Origin of the sequence: Kosakonia sp. SOY2 (assembly GCF_027109175.1) — a bacterium.
In the GTDB taxonomy this organism is placed as follows: Bacteria; Pseudomonadota; Gammaproteobacteria; order Enterobacterales; family Enterobacteriaceae; genus Kosakonia.
On sequence record NZ_JAPVXH010000001.1, the window covers coordinates 1,950,006 to 1,964,582 of the forward strand.

Here is a 14,577-nt window from a genome sequence, read left to right on the forward strand (position 1 = left end):
CCAGCACTGGGCTTAACAAAAGACGATACAACTCACTCTATTGAAAACAAAAGAATACTTTTGCAAACAGACAGAATTGTCGGTCGAAAAAATTCATGATGAATGCCGGACTAAAAAGGCTGAAAAACGCACAGTAAAAATTATTGCCCACCATAGCGATTGCATTGTTCTCCTTCTGGAAGGACATGCCAAAAAACTGAAAAAGAGCTTCGGCCAGTTCTGTGCAGGTTAAATACGAACCTGGTGCTGGCGCCGCACGGAGCGAAGTTTTAACTAAGCAATAAAAAAGCGCCCGCAGGCGCTTTCAGAATTAACATTCACTACAGGCAGATGATTAGCCGATGAACTCAAGGCCGTTCATGTACGGACGCAGTACTTCCGGCACTTCAATTCGCCCATCAGCCTGCTGATAGTTTTCCATTACCGCCACCAGCGTACGGCCAACTGCCAGACCGGAACCATTCAGGGTATGAACCAGACGGGTTTTCTTGTCGGACTTGCTACGGCAGCGCGCCTGCATACGACGAGCCTGGAAATCCCACACGTTAGAGCAGGAAGAGATTTCGCGGTAGGTATCCTGCGCCGGGACCCACACTTCCAGATCGTAGGTTTTGCACGCGCCGAAGCCCATATCACCCGAGCACAGCAGCACTTTACGATAAGGAAGCCCCAGCAACTGCAACACTTTCTCAGCGTGGCCAGTCATTTCTTCCAGCGCCGCCATGGAGTCTTCCGGGCGAACAATCTGCACCATTTCAACTTTATCGAACTGGTGCATACGGATCAGACCGCGCGTATCACGCCCATAAGATCCCGCTTCTGAGCGGAAACAAGGCGTATGCGCAGTCATTTTGATCGGCAGATCGTCTTCATCAATGATCTCATCACGCACCAGGTTCGTCAGCGGAACTTCTGCTGTCGGGATCAACGCGTAATTACTGCTGTCTGCTTCTTCTTCCAGCGGACGGGTGTGGAACAAATCACCCGCGAATTTCGGTAACTGCCCGGTGCCGTACAGCGTATCCTGGTTGACCAGATACGGAACATAGTTCTCAGCATAGCCGTGCTGTTCGGTGTGCAAATCCAGCATGAACTGTGCGAGCGCACGATGCATACGCGCAATCTGCCCTTTCATCACCACAAAGCGAGATCCAGTAAGTTTCACCGCTGCGGCGAAATCCAGCCCGCTGTGCATTTCACCGAGCGTTACGTGATCGCGAATGTCGAAATCGAATTTGCGTGGCGTACCCCAGCGGCTAACCTCAACGTTGTCGTTTTCGTCGTGGCCGACTGGAACACAATCGTCCGGCAGGTTAGGGATTGTCAGCGCGATGTCGCGGATCTCTGCCAACAGGGTTTCCAGCTCCGCTTTAGCCGCGTCCAGCTCTTCACCCAGCTTGTTCACTTCCAGGCGTAAAGGCTCGATATCTTCCCCGCGTGCTTTCGCCTGGCCAATGGATTTCGATCGCGAGTTGCGTTCCGCCTGCAAGTTTTCAGTGTTAACTTGCAAGACTTTACGACGCTCTTCGAGCGCACGTAATTTATCTACATCCAGCTTAAAGCCCCGGCGTGCCAGTTTTTCAGCGACTGCGTCTGGCTCGGTACGCAGCAGATTGGGATCGAGCATGCTTTTCCTGTGCTTATCGAATTGAAATAAAAGAATACGACCGCTGCCTGCGGTCGATGGTGTAAGTCGTAACCTTACCGCAACGCCCGCACTAGCGATAGCGTTTTATAGGGCTTTTATGATCCTGTTCGGTAAGCCAGGCGAGCTTTTCGCCAATCTTACCTTCAAGGCCTCTTGTCGAGGGGTGATAATAGCGCGTCTGTGCCATTTCTTGCGGGAAATATTCCTCACCGGCGGCATAGGCATTGGGTTCGTCATGCGCGTAACGATACTCCTGTCCGTAGCCCATCTCTTTCATCAGTTTGGTTGGCGCATTACGCAGATGAACCGGCACGTCATAATCGGGGCGATCGCGCGCGTCCGCCAGTGCCGCTTTGAAGGCGGTATAAACCGCATTACTTTTCGGCGCGCAGGCAAGGTAGACAATCGCCTGCGCAATCGCACGTTCGCCTTCTGCAGGACCAACGTGTGTAAAACAATCCCAGGCGGCAATCGCGACCTGCATCGCACGTGGATCGGCGTTACCGACATCTTCAGAGGCAATCGCCAGGCAGCGGCGCGCGACATATAAAGGATCGCCACCGGCGGTAATAATTCGCGCGTACCAATAAAGCGCCGCATCCGGCGCACTGCCGCGGACCGATTTGTGCAACGCGGAGATCAAATCGTAAAAACGATCGCCTTTGTTGTCGAAACGGGCGCTGCGTTCACCGGCAATTTCCGTAAGCAGTTCTGGCTTTAATATACGCTTGCCGGAACTGTCGAGTTCCGCCATATCCGCCATCATCTCAAGTGTATTTAGCGCCCGGCGCGCATCACCGCCAACCAGCTCGGCAATCGCCCTCCGGGTTTCATCCGGCAGAACAATATCCTGCCCGCCGTAACCGCGCGCTTTGTCTTCCATCGCCTGCGTTAAAACCTGCTCGATATCCTCAGTGGTCAGCGATTTAAGCAAATAAACGCGCGCACGCGACAGCAATGCAGAATTGAGTTCAAAAGAGGGATTTTCCGTCGTCGCGCCAATAAAAGTGATAGTGCCATCTTCAATATGCGGCAGAAAAGCGTCCTGCTGGCTTTTATTAAAGCGATGAACCTCATCGACAAACAGAATGGTACGGCGCCCGGCATTACGGTTTTGACGCGCACGCTCAATGGCTTCGCGGATCTCTTTTACGCCTGAGGTCACCGCAGAAATACGTTCTACATCCGCACTGGCATAACGCGCGATCACTTCGGCGAGCGTGGTTTTGCCCGTTCCCGGCGGTCCCCACAAAATCATGGAGTGTAAGTGTCCGGCTTCTATCGCGCGCGGGAGCGGCTTACCCGGCGCTAACAAATGTTGCTGACCAATGTACTGCGCTAAATTTTCTGGCCGCATACGCGCGGCCAGAGGTTGAAACGCATTATCGGAGAAGTCGAGCGACATGTTACTCATGCACGCCTCTTACTTGCGTTGATCGTCAACCGTTACGCCCTTCGGCGGGGTAAAGGTAAATTTAGACGCATCAACGGTGCCATTTTGCTGTGATTTCAGCTGATAGCTGCTGCGCTGATCGTCCTGCTCAATGGCGCTAAATTGATGGATAGTGCCATCACGCCCCACATTGATGGTGAACTGTTTCAGATTGCCGTTGTTGCCTTTCGGCGTCAGCACAAAATCGTCACCTTTTTGCTCAATATTGTACTGTTGCCAGTCGCTTGCCTGATTACGGGCTATCAGCATAAACGGCGTGTTACCCGTGGCGTCTTTCAGCCAGGTCGCTGTTGCCTGCTCAACAAATGGATTATAGAACCACAGCGTTTTACCATCTGACACCAGAACACTTTCATCCGGCTGGGTCATGTGCCAGTTGAACAAGTTTGGACGTTTCACCCACAGGTCGCCCTGACCTTCCTGCACCGCAGCGCCGCTGCCGTCAGTCACTTTTTGAGTGAAGGTAGCGTGAAAGCTGCTGACTTTATCGAGACGGCTTTTCAGGTCGCTGGAAGCATCAGCCCAGACATTACTGGCGGCAAAGCTGACAAATAAAGCGCAGGCGATGGCAATTTTTTTCATCTTGATTCCTTAAATTTTCCCATACTGCCAGTCAACTGACTAAGCAAATAACTGCCCCTACTATAACAATTCAGCAGCGTAGTTTCCTGGTAAAAAAACTGAAATCGACTAGCTAAGCCTTACACTTCGGCAAAAGACAGCATCTCTAAAGATGCTCATCTTTTTGAAAATAAGTTCATAATTTCAATCACCTTAAAAAAACCTATAGTATATTCGTAATCATCTGAACATAATACAATCCAACAATTACGTCATAACGTTTCAGCAATTTAACTTAAGCTAATCTTTAATGATTTTATCAACAGTAGAGTTAACAGGGAATATTTATGAATCTTAGGCCATTAATATTGACACTGCCATTATTTCTGGCAGGTTGTAAGGCGCTCACTACGGATGGGTATTTAACTAACTGGGTATTTTTAGACGACAGGACAAATTCCAATAGGGCACCATTCCTGTTTTGCGCTAATGAGTATTTTAAGTCCCCTCAATTTATTAATTACTATAATCGAACTCATACAACATCTGAGCGTGATGTTGTGGCCATTACCAACATCAGAAGTATAAATGGGCCACACTTTGACCATATTCTTGAATATCCTATGAAATGTTGGGCCACAAGGATTTATGGAGATCACCAGCAAGAAACAGCTGTGATGGAAGTCACTGTGGAAAAATACAGTGATAGAGCATCTACAACGTTGGATGCTTTTTTTATAAACCCCGAGGATCAGTTACTTATAGATTGGAAGAATTATGAATGGTTACCAAGAAGAATTGAGGTATTGAAAACGGCTATTGCAAATGGAAATAACCAACCAGTTACATATAAGTGCTATCATGGTAACCATGATAGCACCGGGAAGTATTTCGAAACCGTAACCTATACAAGTTCCGCCTCTGACTGTGGCCTTAACACTACTGCTATCACCCAAGAAAGCGATAGCTTATCTACTTTGAAGTCTGAATTGGATGAGTTAGAAAAAATTAATAAATATCGTTAACCATCTGCACAATCTGCCTCCATTGTCGATAATTCCCGCAAATGGAGGCAGAATAATGCTGTTAAAATATTAGTCAAACGGCGGCGGCGCCAGCACTTCACGGTTTCCGTTATGCCCTTGTTCGCTGACGATCCCCTGCGCTTCCATCTGCTCGATGATACGTGCTGCGCGGTTGTAGCCGATACGGAACTGGCGCTGTACGCCGGAGATTGAGGCTTTGCGTTTTTCAGTTACGAAATTAACAGCCTGATCGAATAACGGATCCAGTTCTTCTCCCCCCTCAAAACCGCCACCTGCACCGCCTTCGCTTTCGCTATCCGAGGTAATGCCATCGACATATTGCGGTCGCCCGCGCGCTTTCCAGTCCTGCACAACGGCGTGCACTTCCTGGTCGCGAACGAATGCACCATGAACACGTACAGGTGCAGAGGTCGAGTTCGGGCCTGAATAGAGCATATCCCCCATTCCCAGCAGCGATTCTGCACCACCCTGATCGAGGATGGTACGCGAGTCAATTTTGCTCGAAACAGTGAATGCGATACGTGTCGGGATGTTGGCTTTAATCAGACCAGTAATGACATCCACTGACGGACGCTGGGTCGCCAGCACCAGGTGAATGCCCGCAGCACGCGCTTTTTGCGCCAGACGTGCAATTAGCTCTTCCACTTTCTTACCGACGGTCATCATCAAATCGGCAAATTCATCCACCAGCACCACGATATACGGTAGTTTTTCCAGTACCGGATGCTCGACATCCATGCTGTCCCCCGGTTTCCAGTAAGGATCAGGGATCGGGCGGCCCATTCGCGCAGCTTCTGCGATCTTCTCGTTGTAGCCCGCCAGATTACGTACTCCGAGCGCCGACATCAGCTTGTAGCGCCGCTCCATTTCGTTGACGCTCCAGCGCAAGGCATTGGCTGCGTCTTTCATGTCGGTGACGACTTCGGTAAGCAGGTGCGGGATCCCCTCATACACTGACAGCTCAAGCATTTTCGGGTCGATCATGATAAAGCGCACCTCTTCCGGCGTCGCTTTATACAGCATGCTGAGGATCATAGCATTCACGCCCACCGATTTACCTGAACCAGTTGTACCCGCAACTAACAGGTGCGGCATCTTCGCCAGATCGGCTATTACCGGATCGCCCGCGATATCTTTCCCCAACACCACCGTCAGCGGCGACGGGTTTTCGCGGAATTTCACGCAGTCCAGCACTTCGCGCAGGTAAACGGTTTGTCGTTTCTTATTCGGCAGTTCCAGACCAACGTACGGTTTACCCGGAATAACTTCCACCACACGCACTGCAACGGTCGACAACGAACGTGCCAGATCGCGGGAAAGGTTCGAAATACGCGCAGCTTTCACACCTGGCGCGAGATTCAACTCAAAACGGGTGATAACCGGACCTGGAGAATAGTTGACCACATCAGCTTTGATGCGGAAATCCGCCAGTCGCGCTTCCACCAGACGCGCCATCTGTTCCAACGCAAACGTGTCTACCGGTTCGACTTCCGCTGGCGGCTGCGTCAGCAAATCCAGCGACGGCAGCGGTGTTGTCGGTTTTTGCATCGGCCGGCTGTCGCCATTACGCATTAGCAACGGATGAATCAGGCTTTCTTGCGGCTGCGGTTGCGCCACAGGTTGGTGAGCTGGCTGCTGATAATGCTGCGGCTGTGCGACAGGTTGATGCACCGGCTGCTGATATTGCTGCGGCTGTGCAACAGCTTGATGAGCTGGCTGCTGATAATGCTGCGGCTGTGCAACAGGTTGGTGAGCTGGCTGCTGGTATTGCTGCTGTGCAACATGTTGATGCACTGGCTGCTGGTATTGCTGCTGCGCAACAGGTTGATGAGCTGGCTGTTGATAATGTTGCTGCGGTTGTTGTTGGTGCTGCTCTGCAGGGGACTCCTGCTCCGGCATCACGCCTGGTGTAAACAGCGGTTCGCCAGGGCCATCATCTACCAGCGTCTTCATTGGTGAGAACGCAAAGTCCTCCGGCGTAAACGCCTGAGTCCCGGCAGATTGTTCACCCGCATACCGCTGCTGCTGCGACGCAGCGAACTGACGCGCGAGCTCCGCCTCTTCAGCGTCTTCTTCACTCGGTACAGCATGCTGCGACTGGAATTGCGGAATCTCATGCTGGAATCCATCACCATAGCGATGGTGCTGCGTGGCGGCGAACTGGCGTGCCAGTTCATCCTGCTGCTGCATATCAGCATCGTCTTCTGTGAATTGATCGTGATGATGGCGCGTTTCATCTTCTTCGCGCGCGCGCTCTTCGGCCATCCGCTGAGACGGCAACTTGATACCATAAGAAGCCAGTTCACGGCGCGTTGGTACACGCACCCGGTTCGGGCGCGGAAGCTGCGGGCCAATGCCCTCTTTCACCTGCGGACGCGGTGTACCACCTGCCGCAAGGCTGAATACCGGACCTGCCGCAGCGGTTGCCGCGGCTACGCTACTGGCAGCCTGCTGTACTCCGGCTGCAACTGGCGCAACGGTTGCTTCAACAGGCGGTATTGATGGCATAGTCGGCACAACCGGCTTCGAAACCAGTTCAATATTTTCGGGCTCAGGAATCGGCTGATACCACGCCGCCAGTTGCTCACGCTCGCGCGCACGTTTCTCCTCTACTTCTTCGAAGTAATAGAGCGGTGGACGAGTCTGTTTCACTTCTTCAACGACAGGTTCAGGTTCGACTACGAGTTCCGGTGCCGGGGAGATTTGCGGCTGCGCCTCACCCTGCCATGGCAGCGGATCGTGTACCGGCTGCGTATAAATATCGTCCTCTTGCGGCTGCGCCGTCACTGGAGCTTCTGGCGTCCAGCTATCCTGCGCGACAGGCTGCTGCCAGTGTGGTTCTGCATATTGTGCAGACGGATGCGCCGCTTCCGGTGAAACCGACGGGTTTGATACAGGCTGATAAGATGCAGGAGCGTTATGCTCATCTGCCGTTGGCTGATACGCAGCAGCTTGCTGTACAGGCGGCTGCGCATAGGGCCATTCAATCTCCTGCGGTGCCTGCACCACCGGATCAACCGGCGCGGCATAAGCCTGTGCAGCGACAGTCGTCGCGGCAGCAGCGGTGGCTATGGGGGCCGTTATGCTGCGACCATTGAGCAGCGGATCGTATTCCTGTTCAGATTCAGTTGCGCGATGCCCGGAGAACAGCACGTCGTCAGCATCGGCAGGTATACCGCGAGCGCTATAAGCAATATCGTCTTCATCGTCATCCATCCGCTTACCGGAGAACAACGCCTCATCAGTTTTGCGCCCCATCGGATTCGCAAACTTTTCGGCAACCCGTTTTCGCCGCGCCAGTGCACCACGCAAAATACGGGTACGGCGAGATTCACGCGGAGTGTCGATATCACCTTTATCTTCATCATCCTCTTCATACTCTTCGTCATCGACCCAGGTATCATCACGACGGGTACGATTACTGGCAAAAGTGAGAATGTTGAGGATCACACTGCCAATTTTCTCGGCAATGGTCACCCATGACCACCCGGTGAACAGCGTCAAACCGGCGGCCCAGATACAGAGCAGTGCCAGCGTACCGCCACTGCTACGCAGCAGGGGTTGTAGCGTGGTACTTAGCAAGCTGCCAATGACGCCGCCGGAGGCGAAATACCAAATATCATCCGCATTAATCGCCGCAAGACCACAAGAAGTAAGGATCAGCGCCAGCGCGCCAATCATGCGCAGCGATACAGCAAAATAGTCGATGTAGTCTTCACTGGCCCGATGGCGATAAGCAAACCAGCAGCCGCCGATAATAATCACCGGGATGGTATAAGCCATGATGCCAAAAATGAAAAACAGCGTATCGGCAAGCCACGCGCCGGGCACGCCGCCAAGATTATGGATAGGCTCATGCCAGGCCGTTTGCGACCAACTCGGATCGGACGGGTTAAAGCTGAGAAGCGCTGCCATTAACCAAACGGCAGAAAGTGAAACGAGGATCAGCAACGCCTCCAGGAGTCGACGTCCGCTGCTTAACTTGGTCAGTGTGACTTCTTTGTCTTCGGTGTATTCCTGGCTCAAGACAGGCTCTCCAGGTCCTTGATGCTAAAACGGACAACAGCGCCGGGTCTCCCCGGCACTGTTGCTGTATGGATTAACAGGAGTGTAATCAAAAAACAGCGATTTTGCACCTGTTCCGTATTAGCGCGTCTTAATTACCAGACGATTGCTCTGTTTGACTTCTTCCATTACCACATATGTGCGGGTGTCGTTAACGCCCGGCAGACGCAGCAGGGTTTCCCCTAACAGTTTGCGGTAAGCCGACATATCCGGTACTCGCGTCTTCAACAGATAGTCGAAATCGCCTGAGACCAGATGACACTCTTGAATCTCTTCAAGTTTTTGCACGGCAGCATTGAATTGTTCAAACACATCCGGCGCGCCACGATTCAGAGTAATCTCAACAAATACCAGAAGTGATGCATCCAGATAATGCGGGTTCAGCAGCGCCGTATAGCCCTGAATAAACCCTTGTCTTTCCAGCCTGCGCACACGCTCAAGGCATGGCGTTGGGGAAAGCCCCACTCGTTTAGAAAGCTCGACGTTGGAAATACGCCCATCTTTTTGCAATTCGTTCAGAATATTACGATCGATGCGGTCGAGATCTTTGCCAGGGCGCTTCTTGCTATCTACCATTATTATTGTCTCTCTGTATTCCTTCCCTACTCCTGTCTTGACCCTGTGCACTTCACTGTTCAGAGTCTTTGCCCGTCGCGCTACGCGGCGCGTAATAAAAGTTAGCGCGTCACGTAATCCCAGGGGCAGTATTGAGAAGACCGTTGCCTGGGGCAGCTATCGATATCACGAATGGCGTCTGTCCACGCCATACGTAGATTTCGCTAGCCCGGTAAAAATGGCATTTACATGCATGAATTTGCGTCACGCGCGAAACACTGCTTTTTTTCTTCCTTTGATGTTTTCGCAAATGCGCAGGGGATTGTCAAAGCAAAACATCTTTTTTTAGTACAACATGCCAGATATTCATCAGGGTCGTTCCCTAATCATCATTTTATCACCTTATAACTGCCACTTTTTCAGTAGGAATTATTATATTTAGGCGGTTAACAGCCCCTCAGCCATCGGTCCTTTCTATTACACATATCGTTAACAAAATCGCTGCACCCTTTTTTTACGCCGGTAAATTCCCTACAATCCAGCCCAATGTCTGCCAAACAACAATGAGGATCTCATGGGTACGGCCAAACACAGTAAGCTGCTTATCCTTGGTTCAGGCCCTGCCGGTTATACCGCTGCGGTCTATGCTGCGCGCGCAAACCTGCAACCCGTTCTGATTACCGGTATGGAAAAAGGCGGCCAGCTCACCACCACCACTGAAGTGGAAAACTGGCCGGGTGACCCGCACGATCTGACCGGGCCACTGCTGATGGAACGCATGCATGAACATGCCACCAAATTTGATACCGAAATCATCTTCGATCACATCAACAGCGTGGATTTGCAAAATCGTCCGTTCCGCCTGACTGGCGACAGCGGCGAGTACACCTGCGACGCATTGATTATTGCCACTGGCGCGTCTGCGCGTTACTTGGGCCTGGCATCTGAAGAAGCATTCAAAGGCCGTGGCGTTTCCGCCTGCGCAACGTGTGACGGTTTCTTCTACCGCAACCAGAAAGTCGCGGTGATTGGGGGCGGTAACACCGCAGTGGAAGAAGCGCTGTATCTGGCAAATATTGCCTCTGAAGTGCATCTGATCCATCGCCGTGACACCTTCCGCGCGGAAAAAATCCTCATCAAACGCCTGATGGATAAAGTGGAAAGCGGCAATATTGTGCTGCACACCCACCGTACGCTGGAAGAGGTGACGGGCGATCAGATGGGCGTTAATGGTCTTCGTCTGCGCGATACGCAGAATGCGGATAATGTCGAATCGCTGGAAGTTGCAGGTCTGTTTGTGGCTATCGGCCACAGCCCGAACACCGCTATCTTTGAAGGTCAACTGGCGCTGGAAAACGGCTACATCAAAGTGCAGTCCGGTATTCATGGTAACGCCACGCAAACCAGCGTTCCTGGCGTCTTTGCTGCGGGTGATGTCATGGATCATATTTACCGTCAGGCGATCACCTCTGCGGGAACAGGCTGTATGGCAGCGCTGGATGCAGAACGTTATCTCGACGGGCTGGCTGAACGTAAATAATCTTTACAACTCAGTAACAAAGGTAAAAAAGGCGACTATAAGTCGCCTTTATTTTTGCTCCGATGTAACATTGCGCCAGCTCAAAATCCGATAACTTCACCTGCAAAGCGCGCAATGAATAAAACCCGTCAACAAGAACTGACCCGCTGGTTAAAACAGCAAAGTATTATTTCCCGTCGCTGGCTGACGCTCTCCCGCCTGCTCGGCGTGGTCAGCGGCGTGCTGATCGTCGCGCAAGCCTGGATTATGGCGCGTATTCTGAACCATATGATTATGGAGAATATCCCGCGCGAAGCCCTGTTACTGCCGTTCACCTTGCTGGTTCTGATTTTTATCCTGCGCAGTTGGGTAGTCTGGCTACGTGAACGTGTCGGTTTCCATGCAGGTGCGCATATTCGCTTCGAAATCCGTCGTCAGGTTCTTGATCGACTGCATCAGGCCGGTCCGGCGTGGATCCAGGGAAAACCCGCAGGAAGTTGGGCCACGCTGATACTTGAGCAAATCGATGATATGCACGATTTCTACGCCCGCTACCTGCCGCAAATGGCGCTGGCGGCGAGCGTTCCGCTGCTGATTGTTATTACCCTGTTCCCGATTAACTGGGCTGCGGCGTTAATATTGCTGGGTACAGCTCCGTTAATTCCGCTCTTTATGGCGATGGTCGGAATGGGCGCGGCGGATGCAAATCGTCGTAACTTCAAAGCGCTGGCGCGCCTGAGCGGCCACTTCCTTGACCGCTTACGTGGAATGGAAACGCTACGCATTTTTGGCCGCGGTGCTGCAGAAACAGAAAATATTCGTCATGCCTCGCAGGATTTTCGCAGCCGCACCATGGAAGTGCTGCGCATGGCCTTCTTATCTTCCGGCGTGCTGGAGTTCTTCACCTCGTTATCGATTGCATTGGTGGCGGTCTACTTCGGTTTTTCCTATCTTGGCGAGCTGAATTTTGGTCACTACGGGGCTGGCGTAACCCTGTTCGCCGGTTTTCTCGCGTTAATTTTGGCACCGGAGTTCTTCCAGCCGCTGCGCGATCTCGGTACCTTTTATCACGCTAAAGCCCAGGCGATTGGCGCAGCGGATAGCCTGAAAACCTTTATGGAAGCGCCACTCGCACATCCGCAACGAGGTGATATCACGCTGAAAACCGATGAGCCGGTAACACTGACGGCGAGCGATTTGCTGCTGAAATCTCCCGAAGGCGCAGTACTCGCCGGGCCGCTCAATTTTTCCCTGTCCGCTGGTCGGCGCGTCGTCGTGGTAGGAAGAAGCGGCTCTGGCAAGAGTTCGCTTATCAATGTACTTTCTGGTTTTCTGCCTTATGAAGGTTCATTGCGCGTTAACGGCATCGAACTGAGTGAGTTAGATCCGGATAGCTGGCGCGAAGCGATAAGTTGGGTTGGGCAAAATCCGCAACTTCCCGCCACCACGTTGCGCGAAAATGTGCTGCTGTCACGCCCCACTGCCAGAGATGCAGAGCTGCAAGCCGTTCTGGATAAAGCCTGGGTCAGCGAGTTTCTGCCACTGCTGCCAGAGGGACTGGAAACACAGCCTGGCGATCAGGCGGTACGCCTCTCTGTTGGTCAGGCGCAACGCGTGGCTGTTGCCCGTGCCCTGCTCTCTCCCTGCAAACTATTGTTGCTGGATGAACCTTCCGCCAGCCTTGATGCCCACAGTGAGCAACGTGTAATGCAGGCACTTACCGATGCCTCATTCCAGCAAACGACTCTGATGGTGACGCACCAGTTAGAAAACCTGGCTGACTGGGATGCTATCTGGGTAATACAGGATGGCCAGATTATGGAACAAGGCAGCTACGCCGAACTCGTTGCTGCGAAGGGGATTTTTGCGGATCTCCTTGCCCATCGCCAGGAGGAGATTTAAATGCGCGCCTTACTGCCTTATCTCGCACTGTATAAACGCCACAAGTGGATGTTGATGCTCGGGGTTATCCTCGCCGTTATCACTTTGCTTGCCAGCATTAGCCTGTTGACGCTCTCCGGCTGGTTCCTCTCTGCGTGCGCCGTGGTTGGCGTCGCGGGCATCTACAGTTTTAACTATATGCTGCCCGCCGCCGGTGTGCGTGGCGCAGCGATTATTCGTACCGCCGGGCGCTATTTTGAACGGCTGGTCAGCCATGATGCGACGTTTCGCGTACTGGAACATTTGCGCGTTTCGACATTCAGTAAACTGCTCCCCCTCTCCCCTGCCGGGCTGGCGCGTTTTCGCCAGGGCGACCTACTGAACCGCGTCGTCGCCGATGTCGACACGCTCGATCATCTTTACCTGCGCGTCATCTCCCCGCTGGTTGGTGCTCTGGTGGTGATCATTGTTGTCACCCTGGGTTTAAGCGTACTGGACATACCGCTGGCGCTGATATTGGGCGGTATCATGCTGGCAACCTTGATTATCCTGCCGCCGTTATTTTACCGCGCGGGCAAGCCGACCGGCGAAAGTCTGACTGCCCTGCGCGGGCAGTATCGCCAGCAATTAACCAGCTGGCTGCAAGGCCAGGCGGAGTTAACCATTTTTGGTGCCAGCCAGCGATATCGTACGCAGTTAGAAAACACCGAACTTAGCTGGCATGACGCCCAGCGCCGTCAATCCGATCTAAGTGCAGTCTCGCAGGCCGTGATGCTGCTCATCAGCGGCACGGCAGTGCTGGTTATGCTGTGGTTTGCTTCCGCCGATATTGGCGGTAACACGCAGCCCGGCGCGTTGATTGCGCTGTTTGTATTCTGTGCGCTTGCGGCTTTCGAAGCGCTGGCTCCGGTCACCGGTGCATTCCAGCACCTGGGGCAGGTTATCGCGTCCGCCATACGCATCACGCAGATAACGGAATGCCAGCCGGAAGTGACGTTCCCGCAAAATAGTGTCATCACGCCAACAGATGTCGCCGTGCAATTCGATGCCCTGACATTTAACTACCCAGGCCAACCGCAGCGTGCGCTGGACTCAATTTCTTTATCGATTGCCGCCGGAGAACATGTCGCGATCCTTGGCCGAACCGGGTGCGGCAAGTCCACGTTATTGCAATTACTGACGCGCGCATGGGATCCGCAGCAAGGAGAGATTCGTCTCAATAACCAGCCGCTGGCAAGCTTTGCGGAAGCTGATTTACGCAAACTTATCAGTATGGTGCCACAGCGTGTTCATCTGTTTAGCGCGACGCTGCGTGATAACTTATTGCTGGCCTCACCGCAGGCCAGTGACGATACCCTGAGTGCGATGCTAACCCGCGTCGGGCTGGAAAAACTGCTTGAGGATAATGGGCTCAACGCCTGGCTTGGTGAAGGTGGACGCCAGCTCTCGGGCGGTGAACTACGCCGTCTGGCGATTGCTCGCGCATTATTGCATGATGCACCGCTGGTGCTTCTGGACGAACCGACCGAAGGTCTGGATGCCGCAACAGAGAGCCAAATCCTTGAATTACTGGGTGATGTGATGAAAGGCAAAACGCTGCTGATGGTCACACACCGTCTGCGTGGACTGGCGCGTTGCGATCGGATAATTGTGATGGACAACGGGCAAATAATTGAGCAAGGTAATCACGCAGCGTTAATGGCGAAACAGGGTCGGTACTACCAGTTTAAGCAGCGTCTGTAGTGGCTATTCGTCATTTTGCCGTTTCTGTAACGGCAACGTTAAAGTGGAACGGCCAAAATGACGATAGTAAGTAGGGTCCCTTGTCGCGTTGTGGAGCACAGAAGTC

9 protein-coding genes are annotated in these 14,577 nt (G+C 52.8%); 4 read left to right on the top strand and 5 right to left on the bottom strand.

From position 1 onward, the window contains the following. Positions 1-334: 334 nt before the first annotated feature. The 3 genes from serS to lolA all read right to left on the bottom strand — a co-directional run bounded on the left by serS (position 335) and on the right by lolA (position 3,683). Positions 335-1,627: a serine--tRNA ligase gene (serS, locus tag O3S68_RS09240; protein WP_269231351.1), complete on the bottom strand. Its 1,293-nt coding sequence runs from the start codon at positions 1,625-1,627 to the stop codon at positions 335-337. A 91-nt stretch (positions 1,628-1,718) separates the two neighbouring features. Next, entirely contained in the window at positions 1,719-3,062 is a 1,344-nt protein-coding gene (gene rarA, locus O3S68_RS09245) for a replication-associated recombination protein RarA (protein ID WP_269231352.1), read from the bottom strand. Positions 3,063-3,071: 9 nt separating this feature from the next. Continuing rightward, the gene (lolA, locus tag O3S68_RS09250) at positions 3,072-3,683 is read right to left on the bottom strand and encodes an outer membrane lipoprotein chaperone LolA (protein ID WP_249882355.1); all 612 of its coding nucleotides are present in this window, start codon (positions 3,681-3,683) and stop codon (positions 3,072-3,074) included. Positions 3,684-4,009: 326 nt separating this feature from the next. On the opposite strand from lolA, the gene O3S68_RS09255 reads away from it, so the two are divergent. Continuing rightward, entirely contained in the window at positions 4,010-4,687 is a 678-nt protein-coding gene (locus tag O3S68_RS09255; RefSeq protein WP_269231353.1) for a hypothetical protein, read from the top strand. A 69-nt stretch (positions 4,688-4,756) separates the two neighbouring features. Here the strand turns inward: O3S68_RS09255 and ftsK are convergent, their stop codons facing one another. Both ftsK and lrp read right to left on the bottom strand, forming a co-directional pair. Next, positions 4,757-8,734 carry a DNA translocase FtsK gene (ftsK, locus tag O3S68_RS09260; RefSeq protein ID WP_269231354.1) on the bottom strand — a complete coding sequence of 1,326 codons (3,978 nt, stop codon included), beginning with the start codon at positions 8,732-8,734 and terminating at the stop codon, positions 4,757-4,759. A 120-nt stretch (positions 8,735-8,854) separates the two neighbouring features. Then, positions 8,855-9,349, bottom strand: coding sequence for a leucine-responsive transcriptional regulator Lrp (gene lrp / locus O3S68_RS09265; protein WP_000228469.1), 495 nt, complete (start codon positions 9,347-9,349; stop codon positions 8,855-8,857). 553 nt (positions 9,350-9,902) lie between these two features. Here lrp and trxB point away from each other — a divergent pair. From trxB to cydC, 3 genes are all read left to right on the top strand, one after another. Continuing rightward, positions 9,903-10,868, top strand: a complete 966-nt coding sequence (trxB, locus tag O3S68_RS09270) for a thioredoxin-disulfide reductase (RefSeq protein WP_269231355.1) — start codon at positions 9,903-9,905, stop codon at positions 10,866-10,868. A gap of 114 nt (positions 10,869-10,982) precedes the next feature. After that, complete coding sequence (gene cydD, locus O3S68_RS09275) at positions 10,983-12,749, top strand: heme ABC transporter permease/ATP-binding protein CydD (protein ID WP_269231356.1); 1,767 nt, start codon at positions 10,983-10,985, stop codon at positions 12,747-12,749. Then, positions 12,750-14,471, top strand: a complete 1,722-nt coding sequence (gene cydC, locus O3S68_RS09280) for a heme ABC transporter ATP-binding protein/permease CydC (RefSeq protein WP_269231357.1) — start codon at positions 12,750-12,752, stop codon at positions 14,469-14,471. Positions 14,472-14,577 lie beyond the last annotated feature (106 nt).

Bases quoted from the DNA above. Each gene is read 5' to 3' on its own strand.
- serS (WP_269231351.1), bottom strand. From the start codon at position 1,627: ATGCTCGATCCCAATCTGCTGCGTACCGAGCCAGACGCAGTCGCTGAA.
- lolA (WP_249882355.1), bottom strand. From the start codon at position 3,683: ATGAAAAAAATTGCCATCGCCTGCGCTTTATTTGTCAGCTTTGCCGCC.
- rarA (WP_269231352.1), bottom strand. From the start codon at position 3,062: ATGAGTAACATGTCGCTCGACTTCTCCGATAATGCGTTTCAACCTCTG.
- trxB (WP_269231355.1), top strand. From the start codon at position 9,903: ATGGGTACGGCCAAACACAGTAAGCTGCTTATCCTTGGTTCAGGCCCT.
- cydD (WP_269231356.1), top strand. From the start codon at position 10,983: ATGAATAAAACCCGTCAACAAGAACTGACCCGCTGGTTAAAACAGCAA.
- O3S68_RS09255 (WP_269231353.1), top strand. From the start codon at position 4,010: ATGAATCTTAGGCCATTAATATTGACACTGCCATTATTTCTGGCAGGT.
- lrp (WP_000228469.1), bottom strand. From the start codon at position 9,349: ATGGTAGATAGCAAGAAGCGCCCTGGCAAAGATCTCGACCGCATCGAT.
- cydC (WP_269231357.1), top strand. From the start codon at position 12,750: ATGCGCGCCTTACTGCCTTATCTCGCACTGTATAAACGCCACAAGTGG.